Source organism: Carboxylicivirga mesophila (assembly GCF_018271975.1).
Classification (GTDB): Bacteria; Bacteroidota; Bacteroidia; order Bacteroidales; family Marinilabiliaceae; genus Carboxylicivirga; species Carboxylicivirga mesophila.
Genome location: NZ_JAGUCN010000004.1, coordinates 194,230 through 212,036 on the forward strand (window position 1 = coordinate 194,230; position 17,807 = coordinate 212,036).

The window sequence follows — 17,807 nt, forward strand, 5'->3', positions numbered from 1 at the left end:
ATGTCAGGGATTGAGCCCGTTTTAAGGCTCTTTTGTTGTTTATTTATCCCTTACGGTAATGGTTGGAGTGTATCGAAATACTCCGATGACGGAAACGGATTACCAGAAGCAGTGGAACGGATAGAGTAGGATAGACCTGAACACCTTAATGCCAATTGCATAATGCCGGTGTAAAAGATATACGTACTGCTTCGTTACGTTAAGGTTATAATTGGAGAGTGCAGCGCTTAAGCGCTTATTGGTTTCTTTTACCGATGAGGTGTGAGTTCCGCGAACAGAAACGGCATGACTGTATTCTGTTTTTGGCGTAATGCCATGCTGATTTAGTTTTAACTGTTCAAAAACAACGCGGTTTTCATCGGGCTGCGAATGACTGGAAGCCTGGATGTTGCCAATGCTCACAAAACAAAATACCCAGCTAAAGGCCATTAATATAGCCTTGTTTACTAGGTTTTTATGTGAGAAGCTCCACTTCATATCATGCTTTTATTTGTAAGCGCAAATGTAGTTTTTTTTATATTCGTTAGCCTCCCGTGCTGCTTTTTTTGTGCGGTTTTTCTTTTGGTTTTACGGTGTATAGCAGGCCATCTCTAACGATTTTTCTAAGATTCTAGACATAAGACACAAGATTACCCCGCTATCGCACATGTCCCCACGCGTGATGTGCTTTTAAGGATTGCAGCTTAAATACAAGATGCAATCTCTAAAATATCCACTCAAAACCCTAAACTATAAACTCTTCATCTTTTAACTCTAAACCCTCAATCCTTGGATAAAAAAAGGCTGCCAATATTATGTGGACAGCCTCATTTATAAGTATTTGAAATCTGTGTTAAATGCCTAAATCCTTCGCGATATTATCGATGATAGCATCGGCCTTTTCATTGGCTGCATAAAATTCATCTTTGCTATTCATTGGCACTCTAACTTCAAAGTAGAATTTGATTTTTGGTTCGGTACCCGACGGACGAACAGACACCTTATAGCCGTTCTCAGTAAAGAATTGTAGTACATTTGATGTGGCAGGCAGGTCAATGGCCTCATGCTTATCTTCACTTATATGGAAAGCGTCCAGCTTAGAGTAGTCCTTAATCAGGCTTACTTTATCACCGGCCAGTGTTTGTGGTGGGGTGCTGCGGAAGTCAGCCATCAGCTGTTTAATTTCATCAGCACCTGATTTTCCTTCGCGCACAATGTATATCATCTTTTCTTTCGAAAAGCCATACTCCATGTAAATATCCTGTAGTACGTCGTATAGTGATTTGCCATTATCCTTGGCCCAGGCTGCTATTTCAGCAGTGATGGTAATGGCTGCTACAGCATCCTTATCACGTACATAATCGCCAGGTAAGAACCCATAAGATTCTTCACCTCCGCAAATATACTTTTTCTCACCTTCCAGCTCACGAATCACTTTGGCAATCCATTTAAAGCCGGTGTACACATCAAAATACTCAACATCATTCTTAACGGCAATATCCTTGATCAGCTCAGACGTAACAATGGTTTTAACAATGTACTCCTTACCGGTTAACATGCCTTTTTCTTTCCATTTTTTCAGGATATACCAAGTGAGTAGAGTAGCTGTTTGGTTACCATTGACCAGTACGAACTCGCCCTTCTCATTTCTTACTGCAATGCCTAATCGATCCGAGTCGGGGTCTGAGGCCATCACAATATCGGCATTGGTTTCAATGGCTTTATTAAGAGCCATTTCAAGGGCAGCAGGCTCTTCCGGGTTAGGTGAAATAACTGTTGGAAATTCGCCACTTACCACATCCTGCTCAGGTACATTTATCACATTCTCAAAGCCGCACTTACGCAAAGCCGCAGGTATAATTTTTACACCTGTTCCGTGTATTGGTGAGTATACAATTTTAAGGTCTTTGTTGCGATCAATTAGTTCCTGATCCAGCACCAGGCTTTTAACCTGATCCAGGTATTGGTTATCCATTTCTTCGCCCAGTACCTCAATCAAATCTTTGTTACCTTCAAACTTAATGTCGTCTACCGAGGCAATTTTGTTTACTTCATCAATTACATTGGTGTCGTGTGGAGCTGTTAATTGTGCTCCATCATTCCAATAGGCTTTATATCCGTTATATGCTTTGGGGTTATGTGATGCTGTAATGATTACACCACTCTGGCATCCTAACTGACGAATAGCATATGAGATTTCAGGTGTTGGTCGTAAATCTTCAAACAAATAGGCCTTGATGCCATTGGCACTGAAAATATCAGCTACTACTTCCGAAAATAAGCGGCTATTGTTACGACAGTCGTAACCAATTACCACGCTAATTTGCTCAATGTCACTGAAATTCTTAAGCAGGTAGTTGGCCAGACCTTGGGTAGCGGCACCTACTGTATAGATGTTCATGCGGTTAGAACCGGCGCCCATGATCCCGCGCAGACCTCCCGTGCCAAATTCAAGGTCTTTATAAAATGAATCGATTAATTCTGTTTTATCTTCTTTGTCCATCATGGCTGTGATGGCTGCTTTGGTGTCTGCATCGTAATTACCGCTAAGCCAGCTTTGGGCTTTTTCAACTACGGTATTTAAAACATCCTGATTTTGCATTTTTTATAAATTGTGGTGTGTTAGATAATCACTTTAAGCGTTAAGTTGGTTCAAACATTTACTAAGACTGTCTTTCCAGTAGGGTATATTCAACTGGTAGATATCTTTTATTTTGGTTTTATTCAATACACTATAGTGTGGCCTTGGCGCCGGTGTTGGATAATCTTTCGATTCTATCGGATTGATTTTGCAAGTTATACCCATTTGCTGGTGTATGGCAAGTGTAAAATCATACCAACTGGCAACACCTTCATTGCTATAGTGGTAGATACCAGACTGAAAAGCAATGCTTTGTTCGAGGTCGCAACGGATAATGTGTAATATGGTATCGGCTAAATCACCGGCATAGGTAGGCGAGCCAATCTGATCGAATATGACATTTAACTCATCACGTTCTTGTCCCAAACGTATCATCGTTTTAACAAAATTGTTGCCATAGGTTGAATACAGCCACGATGTTCTTAAAACAATTGAATCAGGATTGTATTGAATCAGGTTTTGTTCGCCCCCAAGCTTGGATTTGCCATATACCGAGGCCGGACAGGTATCATCATCCTCGGTATAAGGTTTATAATTAGTGCCGTCAAATACATAATCAGTTGATACGTGAAGCACCTTTGCTTTAATATTAGCACTAGCTTGCCCAATAATTTTAAGTGCATCGGTATTAATGGCCTGGGCTAATTCTGTTTCAGATTCAGCCTTGTCAACAGCCGTGTATGCAGTGCAGTTAATAATGTATTTGTATGGTTGTTTTTGAATCGTATCTGCCAGCCTTGCACTATCAGTCACATCAAGCGTTTTGAGTGATGTAAACGTGAACTGGCTGTTTTTCACAGATGCACATCTGTTTTGTATTTCTTGCCCCAATTGTCCTTCGGAACCAATGACCAGGATTTGTATCATAAGGTTTAAATGCTGTAAACAAAGTTGTGTTCTGCTTCTTTAAAAGAAGGTAAAATGCTGTCTTTAGAGGAAATAATGGCTTTCTCAGCGGGTATTTTCCAATCTATATTCAGGTTGGCATCATTGTATGCGATACCTCGTTCTGCTTCCTGGCTAAAATAGTTATCACATTTATAAACTACCACTGCGCTTTCGCTTAAAACAGAAAAACCATGTGCGAAGCCCTGAGGAATATAAAACTGAAGTTTATTTTCCTCCGATAATTCAATAGCGAAGTGCTGACCAAATGTTGGTGAATTTTTTCGCAAATCAACAGCCACATCCAGTATAGTACCTTCAATTACAGAAACTAATTTTGATTGGGAATAGGGAGCCAATTGGTAATGTAAACCTCTTATTACTCCGTAACTCGATTTAGAGATGTTATCTTGAATGAATTGGGCATTAATACCGGCTTCTTTATACCTTTTTTCAGAAAAGGATTCTAAGAAGTAGCCGCGCGGATCAGTGTATACTTCAGGCTTGATTATAATAAGGTTGGGGATTTCCGTATTAATAATTTCCATATAGAATAATTTGGATACAAATATAGGAAGATAATAAGTGTATCTGATGTAGTTTTAACAAATTAAAAGTAAAATGGTGTTAAAAATGATTGTTCATCAAATCTACTCAGCTTATTTGGCGATCTTAATAAGGTATTGTCCGTATTCGTTCTTTTTCAATGGTTCGGCCAGCTTAAGCAGTTGTTCTTTGCCAATGAATCCTTTTGTGTATGCTATCTCTTCAATACATGCTACCATAAGCCCTTGTCTGTTTTCGATGGTGGAAATAAAATTGGACGCTTGCAACAGGCTGTCGTGAGTACCGGTATCGAGCCAGGCGGCTCCACGTCCCAGCATTTTTAGCTTCAGGCGCTGTTCATTCAAATAAAGACTGTTTAGGTCGGTAATTTCCAACTCTCCTCGTTTTGAGGGTTTAAGTGACTTGGCTTTTTCAACCACATCGCTCGAATAGAAATACAGGCCAGTTACTGCATAGTTACTTTTGGGTTCTGCAGGTTTTTCTTCCAGTGAAATAACATTACCTTTTTGGTCAAACTCAGCTACTCCATAACGTTCCGGGTCGTTCACGTAATAGCCGAATATAACAGCTCCATCTTCTGTTTTTGACGCTTCAGCCAGTGTGCTGCTAAAATCAAAGGAATAGAAAATGTTATCTCCCAATACCAATGCTACGTTATCATTACCTATAAAATCTTCACCAATGATAAAGGCTTGAGCCAAGCCGTCTGGTGATGGTTGTTCTGCATATGATATGTCCAGGCCAAGTGATGAACCATCTTCAAAAAGCTGCTGGTATAAAGGCAAATCCTGCGGCGTACTAATGATTAGTATTTCGCGTATACCTGCCAGCATCAATACCGATAAAGGGTAATAAATCATTGGTTTGTTGTAGACTGGTATGATTTGTTTTGAAATACTCTTAGTAATGGGGTAGAGGCGCGTGCCCGAGCCGCCTGCCAGTATTATGCCTTTCCGTTTTTTCATGATAGTATTTGTTAAGTGGGTTCTGCCTGATTTAAGTATTACTGCTCTTTAATAAATTGTCAAAGTACTCAATAGTTTTTGTTAATCCTTCCTTTAATTGTATGTTGGGTTCCCAGTTATTCAACTTCTCCTTAGCCAGGCTAATATCTGGCTGCCTTTGTAATGGATCGTCGGCCGGGAGTGGTAAGTATACTATTTTTGATTGAGAATTGGTTAGTTCAATCACCGCATTGGCTAATTCCAGCATTGTAAATTCATTTGGATTACCAATGTTTACTGGACCAATAAAATCTTCTGTATTCATCATCCGAATCATGCCTTCAACCAAGTCATCAACATACTGAAAGCTGCGGGTTTGTTTGCCATCACCAAATATGGTAATGTCTTCACCTTTAAGTGCCTGCACAATGAAGTTGGATACCACCCGTCCGTCGTTGGGATTCATGCGCGGGCCGTAGGTGTTAAAGATGCGGATGATGCGTATATCTACGTTGTTTTGTTCATGGTAGTTAACGAAAAGGCTTTCGGCGCAGCGCTTGCCTTCGTCGTAGCACGAGCGGATGCCAATGGGATTAACGTTGCCCCAATAATCCTCTTTTTGCGGATGCACCAATGGATCACCATACACCTCACTGGTGGAGGCTTGCAATACTCTCGCTTTGATGCGCTTGGCCAGTCCGAGCATATTAATAGCGCCCATTACCGATGTTTTTATGGTTTTGATAGAGTTGTACTGGTAATGAACAGGGGATGCCGGACAAGCCAGGTTGTATATTTGATCTACTTCCACAAAATAGGGGTGAGTTACATCATGGCGTATTAGTTCAAAGTAGGGGTTGTCCATTAAATGAACAACATTGCTTTTGGCGCCTGTAAAATAGTTATCCATGCAAATAACTTCGTTGCCTTCATTTAACAGGCGCTCACATAAGTGTGAGCCAATAAAACCTGCACCACCGGTTACTAAAATTCTGTTCTTCATTGCTTGTGTCTTTGCACGCTATGCTATTTGTGTATCTTACTTTCTGATAAACTACAAAAGCCTGAAAGAATGTATATAACTTCCAGGCTTTGTTTGTTCTATATTGGGTTTTATTCCTTAATTGTTGGGCGGCCAATGCTGTAATAAGTATAGCCAAACTCTTTCATTTCTTCCGGTTCGTATATGTTACGTCCATCAAAAATAACCTTGCTATTCATCAACTTGTCCATTACTTTGTAGTTAGGCACTCTAAATTCAGGCCACTCTGTAATAAGTATCAGGGCATCTGCCTCAATAAGTACATCGTATTGATCTTTGCCATACTCAATGCTATCGCCAAGAGCATGCTTGGCTTCTTCCATTGCCACCGGATCGTAAGCCTTTACTTTAGCACCCAATTCGGTTAAGGCGTTTGCCACAACCACTGAAGGAGCTTCCCGCATATCATCGGTATGTGGTTTAAATGAAAGCCCCCACATGGCAAATGTTTTTCCTTTGATGTCAGGGAAATGCTGTTTGATTTTTTTGATCAGAACTTTTTTCTGGTCATCATTAACATTCTCAACAGCTTCTAAAATGCGAAGATTATAGTTGTTAAGCTGAGCCGTTTTAATGATGGCTTTTACGTCTTTTGGGAAACATGAGCCTCCATATCCAGCCCCGGCATAAATAAATTTATTGCCAATACGGGTGTCTGAACCAATACCACGACGCACATTAGTTACATCTGCACCAACTATTTCACACAGGTTAGCTATGTCATTCATGAAGCTGATTTTGGTGGCGAGCATGGCATTAGCTGCGTACTTCGTCATTTCAGCAGAAGGAATGTCCATAAATAATATAGGATGACCATTTAACACAAACGGTTTGTATAGTCGATTCATCAGTTTCTCGGCTTTTTCCGATTCGGTGCCGATAACAATACGGTCGGGCTTAAGGAAGTCTTCAATGGCATTGCCCTCTTTTAAAAATTCAGGATTGGATGCCACGTCGAATTCCAGTTCAGCGCCTCTTTTTTCCAGCTCATCCTGGATGGCAGCCTTAACCTTTTTTGCAGTACCAATGGGTACAGTACTTTTGGTAACCACCACCACATAGTGGTTCATATGTCTTCCAATCTGGCGGGCTACTTCCAATACATGGCTCAGGTCGGCACTGCCATCTTCTCCCGGAGGTGTACCAACGGCAATAAAAATGGCCTCGGCATGTTCCATGCTTTCTTTAAGGCTGGTTGTGAAATGTAATCTTTCTTTTTCAACGTTTTTCAGAACCATCTGGTCCAGGCCTGGTTCGTAAATTGGAATAATACCATTTTCCAGATTCTTGATTTTTTTCTCATCAATATCAACGCAGGTAACGTTAATGCCGGTGTCGGCAAAGCATGTGCCGGTTACTAGTCCAACATAACCAGTTCCAACTATTGAAATTTTCATAGGCGATTGTCTAATTTTTATTTAGGGCTCATCAATATAACTCTTGCATATTTTGATGAAAGTACGATTTAATTCAGTATTACAAAAGTCAAAAGTATAATTTTTATTGATGTTTACATTGATGTATTTTAACCAAGGGGCATGATTTTTATTAGTAACTGCAGATATTGCCGGAATACCCTGGTGGCACTGACTGATTCGTACAAGATGGCTTGACGGATGGCAGTATCTGTCTTATTTTTACAATTCGTATTTTTATTTGACTCAGAAGCTTTTATACAATGAAAAAAGTTTCTACTTTTGCACCGATTTTTTCAATATAATGTCTAACTACTAGATTTTTAACATTTAAACAAAAATGACAGAAGAAAAAGTAAATGCTGAGGAGCAGGAAAAAGCTCCTGAAGTGAATGTAAACGTGAATGTTCCAACAGAAGATTTTGATTGGGATAGCTACGAAGCAGGTGACGTTGTAGGCGCTGGTGCTTCAAAAGAAGAGTTAGCAGAAATGTACGATAAGACATTATCTACTATTTCTGAAAAAGAGGTAATTGAAGGTGAAGTTATTGCTCTTACAAAGCGTGAGGTTGTAATTAACATTGGCTTCAAGTCTGACGGTATCGTTAGCCGTAACGAATTCCGTTATAATCCTGAATTAGCTGTAGGCGATAAGGTAGAGGTTTACGTTGAAAGCCAGGAAGATAAAAAAGGCCAGTTAGTTCTTTCTCACAAAAAGGCACGTGCATTACGTTCTTGGGATAGAGTTAATGAAGCGTTGGATAACGACGAAGTTATCAAAGGTTACATCAAGTGTCGTACTAAAGGTGGTATGATTGTGGATGTATTTGGTATTGAAGCTTTCTTGCCAGGTTCACAAATTGATGTTAAGCCAATTCGCGACTATGATATGTATGTTGGTAAAACAATGGAATTCAAAGTGGTTAAGATTAACCCAGAGTTCAAAAACGTTGTTGTATCACACAAAGCGCTTATTGAGGCTGAGCTTGAGCAGCAGAAGAAAGACATTATTTCTAAGCTGGAAAAAGGTCAGGTATTGGAAGGAACTGTTAAGAACATCACTTCTTACGGTGTATTCATTGACCTTGGTGGCGTAGACGGATTGATTCACATCACAGACCTTTCTTGGGGTCGTGTAAATCATCCGGAAGAAATCGTTCAGTTAGACCAGAAATTGAACGTTGTAATCCTTGATTTTGATGATGAGAAGAAGCGTATTGCGCTTGGATTGAAGCAGCTGACTTCTCACCCATGGGATTCGTTGGATGCAGAAATGAAAGTTGGTGACATTGTTAAAGGTAAAGTGGTTGTAATGGCTGACTATGGTGCTTTCGTTGAGATTGCAGCTGGTGTTGAAGGTCTGATTCACGTTTCTGAAATGTCATGGTCACAGCATCTGAGAAGCGCACAAGACTTCTTAAAAGTTGGTGACGAAGTAGAAGCTATGGTATTGACATTGGATCGCGACGAGCGTAAAATGTCACTTGGTATCAAGCAGCTGAAAGCTGATCCATGGGAGAAAATTGAAGAGAAATATGCTGTCGGCAGCAAGCATTCTGCTACTGTTCGTAACTTCACTAATTTCGGTGTTTTCGTAGAAATCGAAGAAGGAATTGACGGCTTGATCCACATCTCTGACCTTTCTTGGACTAAGAAAATCAAGCATCCTGCAGAATTCACTGCTATTGGTGATTCTATCGAGGTGGTTGTTCTTGAAATCGACAAAGAGAACCGTCGTTTAAGCTTAGGTCACAAGCAACTTGAAGAGAACCCATGGGATGTGTTCGAAGGTATCTTTACTGTAGACTCAGTGCATGAAGGAACCATTATTGACATTTTCGATAAAGGTGCCGTAATTGCATTGCAGTATGGAGTAGAAGGATTCGCGACTCCTCGTCACTTGGTGAAAGAAGATGGTTCGCAGGCTAAGGTTGATGAAAAACTTGATTTCAAAGTAATTGAGTTCAATAAAGCTGCTAAACGTATCATTCTGTCTCACTCTCGTATCTTCGAAGATGAGAACAAGTCGGAAGAAGTTGCCGCTAAGAAAGCTGCTGCAAAAGCAACTAAAAAAGGCGTGAAGAAGTTGAATGATAACTTAGAAAAGACTACTTTAGGAGATATTTCTGAGTTGGCTGCACTGAAAAATCAGTTAGAAGCTAACGAAGGCAAGTCTGAAGGAGACAAAGAATAAGTTTAAAAACAACGATTTATGGACTTCAAAATTGATAAATTAGACGATTTTACGCTGGTTCAGGTTCTGAAAGAGAAGATGGATACGCACGTAGCGCCCACCTTAAAATCAGAACTGGTACTACTTTCTGGTAATGGTGAGAAAAACATTCTACTGGATCTAGGTAAGTGTAACTATTGTGATTCGTCCGGTTTAAGTGCAATTTTGGTGGCCAACCGTTTATGTAAAAATGCTGATGGTGTATTTGTATTGGCAGGTCTGCAGCCGGCTGTTGAGCGTTTAATCTCAGTGTCGCAGTTAGATTCTGTATTAAATATAGCACCGTCTTTAGAGGATGGTATTCAAATGATACGTAAAGCCATTGAAACAATTTAATGGCCTTATCATTAACTATTCTCGGAAGTAATTCTGCATTACCAACATCGGATAGATATCCTACCGCTCAGATACTACGTGTATCTGAGCGTTTTTTTTTGATCGATTGTGGCGAAGGAACTCAAATGCAGTTGCGCCGCAATAAGGTTAATTTTTCGAAAATTAATCACATTTTTCTATCTCATTTGCATGGCGACCATGTATTTGGGCTCATTGGGCTTATTTCAACGTTCGGATTGCTTGGTCGTCGAAAATCTTTGACCATTCATGCACATGAAGATTTAAAGGGCTTGCTTCAGCCTCATCTGGACTATTTTTGCACTGATTTACCATATCAAATTCATTTTAATGATTTGCGTTATGATGAGCCTGCTATAATTTATGAGGATAAGAAAGTAACTGTCGAATCATTTCCATTATCACATAGGGTGTCAACTTGTGGTTTTCTTTTTAAAGAAAAGACAAAGGAGCCAAATATAAGAAAAGAGGCTATTGAGAAATATCAGTTGACTGTGCCTGAAATTGTGGCTATTAAAGATGGTCATCCCTTTATTGGAGCGGACGGTAATGTAGTGCCGGAAGAGGATTTAATAACTCCAGCGCCCGCACCATTGTCTTACGCTTTTTGTTCCGATACTAGGTATTTTAGACGAATTATTCCTGTAATACAAGGGGTCAGTTTGTTATATCACGAAGCTACGTTTTTGCATGAGCTAAAAGACCTGGCTAAACGAACGGGTCATACAACAGCGAAACAAGCAGCTGTTATTGCCCGAGATGCTGATGTGGGGCAACTCTTATTGGGGCATTTTTCCAGTCGCTATAAGGATGTTAGCCTCTTTGAAAATGAGGCGAAAGAAGTATTTCTGAATACAACCCTTGTTTCAGATAATACTGTAATAGAATTATAAGATCGCCGCGTATTATTCTTTCCGCTTTAGACTACTTCAGGTTTAATTGTAAAAAAATGTAAATTTTGCTTTCGGCTGTAAACCTTACTGCAGCTGCTTTAGCTTGATATTTTTCATTTCAACAAATATTGCACCAGATTAAAAAGAAATGCAAACGCTTGCATGATAAAATTTGACAGTGCATATTTGTATCAGTTTTTGATAATAATTATCGTTTAACCAAAATTAGATCAAATGAATGAAAATCCAATTAATGGCATAAGTATACCTCTTTGTGTCATGCAAATTGGCAGGCGCTTATTTTTTTTATTGCTGTTTGCTTTGATTTTTTCAACAGTGCAAGTGTTTGCGCAAAATGAGGTGAATATCGCCGGTAATGTGACTGATATTAGTGGAGAAACCTTGCCTGGCGTGAATGTTTCGGTAAAGGGTACTACCAATGGTACTATTACTGATATTGACGGAAACTTTACACTGACAGTATTGCAAAATGATGTCCTTGTTGTAAGTTTTGTCGGGTATAAAACCCAGGAAGTTTCTGTTAATGGACAGGTAAAGTTTGAAATTATTTTAGAGGAAGATGTAACTGACCTGGATGAAGTTGTCGTGGTTGGTTATGGTGTGCAAAAAAAATCAGATGTTACAGGTGCTATCTCAACGGTTAAGCCCGAAGAGTTAGTTAAGCGTGATGTGGCAACAGTAGATCAGGCATTGCAAGGGCAAATGGCTGGTGTTACTGTTACGCAAGGTTCGGGTACGCCTGGCGAATCGCCAAACATTTCCATTAGAGGTTTAGGTTCGCTTAACAATACATCGCCGTTGTATGTGGTTGATGGTATGATGCTCGATGATATCTCACACATCAATGCAAAAGATATCGAATCATTGCAGGTGCTGAAGGATGCGTCAGCATCAGCTATCTATGGTTCGAGAGGTGCAAATGGCGTTATTATTTTAACGACAAAAAAAGGTAAGGCCGGACAAGGAAAAGTAAGTTTTAGTGGTTACTATGGTGTTCAGAATTTTGCACATACACCTGAGCTGACAACCGCAAGTGAATGGGCCATGCTCAATAATGAAGCATTACTTGCATCTGGTCAGGCGCCATTATATGATAATCCTGAGGCTTTAGGTAAGGGAACAGACTGGCTTGATGCCATTACGAAAAAGAATGCTGCGATTCAGAGTTATGATCTTTCATTTTCTGGTGGCACTGACAAGAGTACCTATTTCATTAGTGGGCAGTATTTTAATCAGAAAGGTGTAATCAACAAAACTAATTACGAGAGACTCTCTTTAAGGGTTAATACTGAGCATCAAATTAAAGACTGGTTAAAAGTTGGTGAAAATTTGACTGTTACAAACTCTAATCAATCCACTGTTTTAGAAGGTGACGAATGGAATAACTTGCTGATTACACCTTTGAATATGGAACCTGTAACACCTGTTTATAACGAAGATGGTTCTTATGCTGCTTCTAAAAACCAGGTAAACAACCCTGTTGCTGCTATTGATAATACATTCAATAATGACAAATCCTTCCGGGTTCTTGGTAATGTGTATGCAGATGTTACACTGTTCAAAGGTTTAACATTTAAAACCAATTTTGGAGCGAACTTTTCTTTTGATGAGGGTAATGATTATAACCCTGTTTATTATGTTTCTAACACCGATAAGAATGATGTAAATACCCTTTTTAAGGGGCATGATAAGGAGACATCTATTTCATGGACAAATACATTAAGTTACCATACTACTTTCGGCGAGAATCATGATTTTTCTGCTACAGCTGGTACTGATTATTATGAGCAGAAATTTGAGTGGGATGGTACTACTGTATCCAATCTGCCTACTGATGATGAAAAGTATCGGGTAATTGATAACTCGAGGAATAAAAAAGTAGCTAATTCTTATGGTTCGTTTTTTGAAAACCGTCAAATATCTTATTTAGCCCGTGTTAATTATTCGTATGACGGACGTTACTTATTGACAGCAAATTTCAGAGCTGATGGTTCGTCTAAATTCGGATCCAATGAAAAGTGGGGATATTTCCCTTCGTTCTCTGCAGGTTGGCGCATTGTAGAGGAAGGTTTTATGGATGGTATTGATTGGGTTAGTAACTTGAAACTACGCGCTGGTTGGGGGCAGATAGGTAACCAGGGAGCAATACCCGCATATACACAGTCCACCCTCGCGTCAACCGGATTAAACTATGTATTTGGAATACCTAAATCAATTATTAGTGGTTCTGCATTTCAAAGTTTAGGTAACGACGAAGTAAAATGGGAAACTGTAGAAACCACGAACTTTGGATTGGACTTTGGCTTCTTAAGAGGACGTCTTTCTGGTAGTGTTGAGTACTACATCAAGAATACACGCGATATGTTATTGACGCCTCCTGTGCCTGGACAAACTGGTATTGAAACACCTCCATGGCTAAATGCAGGTGAGATGAAAAATACAGGTGTTGAGCTGGGGCTTAACTGGCAGGATAGGATTGGACAAGTAAGGTATTCAATAGGTGGAAATATTACTACCATCAATAATGAGGTGGTGAGCCTGGGAGATGCCTCGCAAATTGATGACGGCGACTTCAGAAGTTCAGGAAATGTAAATCGTACCGTGGTAGGACGCCCAGTTTCTAATTTTTATGGCTTAGTAGCTGAAGGACTATTCCAGAATTGGGAGGAGATTAATGCTTACTACCAGAATGCAGCTGACGGTGTGCCAGATAATGTAGCTCCGGGTGATATACGCTATCGTGATGCAGACGGAGATGGTGAATATGATTATGATTTTATAGGGAGTCCTATTCCGGAGCTAACTTATGCATTCAATGGTAGTATCTCTTACCGTGGTTTTGACTTTAACTTTTTATTAAATGGTGTTTACAGCATTGATGTTTATAACGGACCTGGTTACTATCAGTTAAGTTCAAGAGCATATTGGAATACAGCTAAAGAGCGCCTGAACCGCTGGACCGGAGAGGGAAGTACCAATGATCCTCGTAATGCACGTATGGTCAATGATGACTCACACAACACGCGTATCTCCAGTCGTTATATTGAGGATGGTTCCTACCTGAGAATTCAGAATGTGCAGCTGGGGTATACATTGCCCGAAAGTGTTGTAGTAAAGTTAAAGCTGGAATCATTGAGGGTATATGTTAGCGGACAAAACCTTTACACTTTTACCGAATATACTGGCTATGACCCTGAGGTTGGCGGCTATGGTACGTCTATCGGACTTGATCGGGCTACTTATCCGGTTCCTCGCACAATTACTTTTGGTATGAACCTAAGCTTCTAATTAGGTAGTTAATTAAAACATTAAAGAAATGAAGAAATTAAATATACTTACAATAGCAATAGCACTTATCACATTGCTGGGCTCTTGTTCGCAGGACTTATTAGATACCCCTGCGCCAAATATTTCAGATGCGTCATTTTTTACATCTGATGAGGCTGCATATGATGTACTGGTTGGTGTTTATGATCCTTTATCGCGTTACAACTATTCACAAATACATGAGTGGATGATTGGTGATGTTGTGTCTGATGATGCCGAAAAGGGAGGCGAAGGACACGGTGACTGGGCTGAGTGTCAGGATCTGAAAAATTTTAGGGCTAACACCGAAAATTCCATTTTACTGGCTCGTTGGCGCGAACCTTATGTAGGAATTAATCGTGCCAATAAGTTGATTGAAGGCATAGATGGAAATGAAAATATTTCGATGGAAGTGCAGAAGCGTTATATCGCAGAAGCCAAATTCTTGAGAGCCTGGTATTATTTTCATTTAGTTAAAGTATTTGGTGGTGTGCCGATTGTTACAAGTGTTTTGCAGCCTTCGGAGTTTACATTGCCTCGTAATACTGAAGCTGAGGTGTATGCACAAATCGAAAAGGATCTCAAAGAGGCTGCGCCAGAACTGCCTTTCAAGACTGAGTTTAAAGATCCGGTAACATTAATTGACCTAGAAGCCGGTCGTGCTACACGCGGGGCAGCTGAAGCTATGCTGATAAAGATGTACATTTTCCAGGAGAAGTGGAGTGAAGCAGCAACTTTGGCTCAAAGCTTTATCGATAATTATGATTGGTATGATCTGGAAGAAAATTATGCAGATGTTTTTACAAAGAAAGGAGAGAATGGTGTTGAGTCAATTTTTGAGATACAACATCTTGGAGTAGAAGGTGATGATGAATGGGGAGATTCTAATGATGGAAATGTCACAGCTATTTATCAAGGCAGTCGTGAGCTGTATAATGGCGACGGAGAAATAGTTAGCGGCTGGGGTTGGGGCTTTAATTTGCCCACTCAGGATCTGTATAATGAGTATGAGGATGGCGATTTGCGTCGCGAAGCTACTATCATTGATGATAAAGATGTGTTGTGGGAGGGTACAGATGATGAAGAAATTATTTGTACAAAGCACATCAATAGTATTGGGTATGACGCTAAAGTGTATCATTCAAAAAAATATTACATTCCGGCAAGTGAGCGCTTGAATATGTCCAATTCATCGAATAACTGGCGTGCAATCCGTTTCGCAGATGTGCTGCTATGGCATGCCGAGGCTAATGCGCACACCGGTGGTGACTGGGAATATGGTGTTAATCGGGTTAGGGCCAGAGTTGGGCTTGATCCAACTAGCTCTGCCGACGCATTGGAAGCAGTTTATCATGAACGTCGTGTTGAATTAGCGATGGAAGGACATCGTTACTGGGATTTGGTACGTACCGGAAGAGGCAATCTGATGAATGGGTATTCGGACAATAAGCGTTTAATGCCAATACCGCAGGCTGAAATTGGATTAAATCCAAATCTTGAGCAGAATCCTTATTAATGATTTTAAAAAGTTATCCAATGAAATATATAAAATACATAGCTACTATTCTGGTGGCAGCTTTATTGGTCTCATGTTCACCTGAGGTTGAATTAAGAGATTTTGGTCCCGATCCTAGCGGTGAAATCAAAGTTGATAAAATTGATGGTAATAATTTTAATTACTCTTTTGAAGGTCAAGATGCATTTTTATTAAACTGGTTCTTTGATAACGGTATTCATTCACAGGAGCAAGAATTGGATGTTTATTTTCCTTTTAAAGGTGAATATGACAACAAATTATTGATTTCAGGTGGTCCTTCCACGGTAGAGTTAAATCATAAGTTAGTGGTTGAGAATACCGATCCAGCAATATGTGAAGTTCCGGAATTAAAAATGTTAACAGGAGGTTGTGAAGGAGAAGGAAAAACATGGGTATTCGCAACCGATCGTCCGGATAGTAATCCTTTTGCGGGTAGTGGCGTTGGCTTGCATTTTTTCATGGTTGATCCGGCTGATTGGACAGTTTTCTGGTGGAATGCCGGTGACCCGGGTTCAGGAGGTTCTGTTGTGTCAGATATTAATGCTGAAATGACGTTTGACTTGAATGGTGGATTCAACTATACCTACATGCATGATGGTGAGGTGAAAACGGGTAGTTTTACTCTTGACCTGGACAAGCAGACACTGTCAATTAACGGCGCTGATTTGGTTGGTGCCTATGGTACGTACCTTGACAATACTAAAGGCGGTAAATATGAATTGAAGAAGCTCTCGGATGATGAATTGATATTATTTCAGACTCATGGCGAAGGTTTCTGCTGGATTTTTAAGCCTAAGGGGCACGATTATAATTAAGTGTTTATCAGATGGGAGCTGCCTAACCCGGCTCCCACTGCTTTACTTCGCTTAATTTTTGTTACTTTGCACTTTTAATCAATAAAAGCAAAATGTCCCCTAAAGAGAAGAAAGGCGAAATAACCATTAATGATATAGCCAAAGAGCTTAATATTTCACCATCAACAGTTTCGAGAGCCTTAAACGATAATGCAAAAATCAGTGAGGCAACTAAAAACAAAGTTAAAGCGGTAGCTAAAGATTTAGGTTATGAGTTGAATTTGGTGGCTTCAAGTCTTTCAAAAAATAAAACGAATGTAATTGGGGTTATTATTCCACATCTTGGTTCGCAGTTTTTTGCCAAAGCATTGAGTGGTATACAAGAGGTGGCCAGAGATAACGGATATAATGTTATTATTAGTCAGACCAATGAAAGTGTGCAGCAAGAGGTTGAAATGACGCGCGTGATGAATTCGGCCCGTGTTGATGGATTGGTGTGTTGTTTAACTATGGAAACAGACAATGTTGACCACTTTAATGTCTTCGTCAAAAAAAGTATCCCGGTTGCTATGTTCGATAGGGTTAGTTATGCTGTGCCCGGACCAAAGATTGTTGTTGATAATTATGAAGCCGGATATGTCGCTACTGAGCATTTAATTAATTTAGGGTGTAAGCGCATTGCTCACCTGGCCGGAGCGGTTTCTTCAAAGGTTTTTGAAGAGAGGTCAGAAGGTTTTAAAGATGCTTTAAAGAAGAATAGTTTACCATTATTGTCTCAATTTTTATTGTCAAGCGATTTGACAGAGCAAGATGCGCGTGATGCTGTTCGCTTGTGGATGAATTTGCCTCAGAGACCTGATGGAATTGTTGCGGCAAGTGCCTCGTCTGGCTTGATTATAGCCTCGGCAGTTAAGGCAATGGGAATTAAACTTCCTGAGGAGCTATCCATAATTTCGCTTGGGAATGAGCGTTGTAATGAGTTTGTAACACCTTCCTTATCGGCAGTTGATATGCCTGGTTATGAAATGGGTAAGGCTGCAGTAACTCAGTTAATAAAATGTATTAACGATGGTGTAACTGATAGTTCAATCACATTAAAACCTATTCAGCTGTTAATACGAAATTCATCATTTAAACATTAGTCAATAAATCTAACGATTAAGAATTTAAACCAGGCTAAATGTTTTTGTGTAAAA

The 17,807-nt window shown here is 39.9% G+C and carries 14 protein-coding genes; 7 read left to right on the plus strand and 7 right to left on the minus strand.

The features are described 5' to 3' along the window. Positions 1-99: 99 nt before the first annotated feature. The 7 genes from KEM09_RS05575 to KEM09_RS05605 all read right to left on the minus strand — a co-directional run bounded on the left by KEM09_RS05575 (position 100) and on the right by KEM09_RS05605 (position 7,455). Positions 100-477, minus strand: coding sequence for a hypothetical protein (locus tag KEM09_RS05575; protein WP_212226557.1), 378 nt, complete (start codon positions 475-477; stop codon positions 100-102). A gap of 355 nt (positions 478-832) precedes the next feature. Beyond that, positions 833-2,581 carry a phospho-sugar mutase gene (locus KEM09_RS05580; protein WP_212226559.1) on the minus strand — a complete coding sequence of 583 codons (1,749 nt, stop codon included), beginning with the start codon at positions 2,579-2,581 and terminating at the stop codon, positions 833-835. Between the two features lie 33 nt (positions 2,582-2,614). Then, a complete protein-coding gene (gene rfbD, locus KEM09_RS05585) occupies positions 2,615-3,487 on the minus strand; it encodes a dTDP-4-dehydrorhamnose reductase (RefSeq protein ID WP_212226561.1) in 873 nt (290 codons plus the stop codon). Between the two features lie 5 nt (positions 3,488-3,492). After that, complete coding sequence (gene rfbC, locus KEM09_RS05590) at positions 3,493-4,053, minus strand: dTDP-4-dehydrorhamnose 3,5-epimerase (protein WP_212226563.1); 561 nt, start codon at positions 4,051-4,053, stop codon at positions 3,493-3,495. A gap of 111 nt (positions 4,054-4,164) precedes the next feature. After that, on the minus strand, positions 4,165-5,037 hold the full coding sequence (rfbA, locus tag KEM09_RS05595) for a glucose-1-phosphate thymidylyltransferase RfbA (protein WP_212226564.1): 873 nt from the start codon (positions 5,035-5,037) through the stop codon (positions 4,165-4,167). A 31-nt stretch (positions 5,038-5,068) separates the two neighbouring features. Then, on the minus strand, positions 5,069-6,019 hold the full coding sequence (locus KEM09_RS05600; protein WP_212226566.1) for a UDP-glucuronic acid decarboxylase family protein: 951 nt from the start codon (positions 6,017-6,019) through the stop codon (positions 5,069-5,071). A gap of 110 nt (positions 6,020-6,129) precedes the next feature. Then, entirely contained in the window at positions 6,130-7,455 is a 1,326-nt protein-coding gene (locus tag KEM09_RS05605; RefSeq protein WP_212226568.1) for a UDP-glucose dehydrogenase family protein, read from the minus strand. 358 nt (positions 7,456-7,813) lie between these two features. On the opposite strand from KEM09_RS05605, the gene rpsA reads away from it, so the two are divergent. The 7 genes from rpsA to KEM09_RS05640 all read left to right on the plus strand — a co-directional run bounded on the left by rpsA (position 7,814) and on the right by KEM09_RS05640 (position 17,753). Next, on the plus strand, positions 7,814-9,667 hold the full coding sequence (gene rpsA, locus KEM09_RS05610; RefSeq protein ID WP_212226570.1) for a 30S ribosomal protein S1: 1,854 nt from the start codon (positions 7,814-7,816) through the stop codon (positions 9,665-9,667). Between the two features lie 18 nt (positions 9,668-9,685). Continuing rightward, entirely contained in the window at positions 9,686-10,042 is a 357-nt protein-coding gene (locus KEM09_RS05615) for an STAS domain-containing protein (RefSeq protein ID WP_212189201.1), read from the plus strand. Further along, complete coding sequence (locus KEM09_RS05620) at positions 10,042-10,953, plus strand: ribonuclease Z (protein WP_212226572.1); 912 nt, start codon at positions 10,042-10,044, stop codon at positions 10,951-10,953. The genes KEM09_RS05615 and KEM09_RS05620 overlap by 1 nt, the downstream gene beginning before the upstream one ends. Positions 10,954-11,187: 234 nt before the next feature. Further along, positions 11,188-14,262: a SusC/RagA family TonB-linked outer membrane protein gene (locus KEM09_RS05625; RefSeq protein ID WP_212226573.1), complete on the plus strand. Its 3,075-nt coding sequence runs from the start codon at positions 11,188-11,190 to the stop codon at positions 14,260-14,262. Between the two features lie 28 nt (positions 14,263-14,290). Continuing rightward, entirely contained in the window at positions 14,291-15,796 is a 1,506-nt protein-coding gene (locus KEM09_RS05630) for a RagB/SusD family nutrient uptake outer membrane protein (protein ID WP_212226574.1), read from the plus strand. Positions 15,797-15,816: 20 nt separating this feature from the next. Then, positions 15,817-16,632 carry a hypothetical protein gene (locus KEM09_RS05635; protein ID WP_212226575.1) on the plus strand — a complete coding sequence of 272 codons (816 nt, stop codon included), beginning with the start codon at positions 15,817-15,819 and terminating at the stop codon, positions 16,630-16,632. A 92-nt stretch (positions 16,633-16,724) separates the two neighbouring features. Further along, positions 16,725-17,753 carry a LacI family DNA-binding transcriptional regulator gene (locus KEM09_RS05640; protein ID WP_212226576.1) on the plus strand — a complete coding sequence of 343 codons (1,029 nt, stop codon included), beginning with the start codon at positions 16,725-16,727 and terminating at the stop codon, positions 17,751-17,753. Positions 17,754-17,807 lie beyond the last annotated feature (54 nt).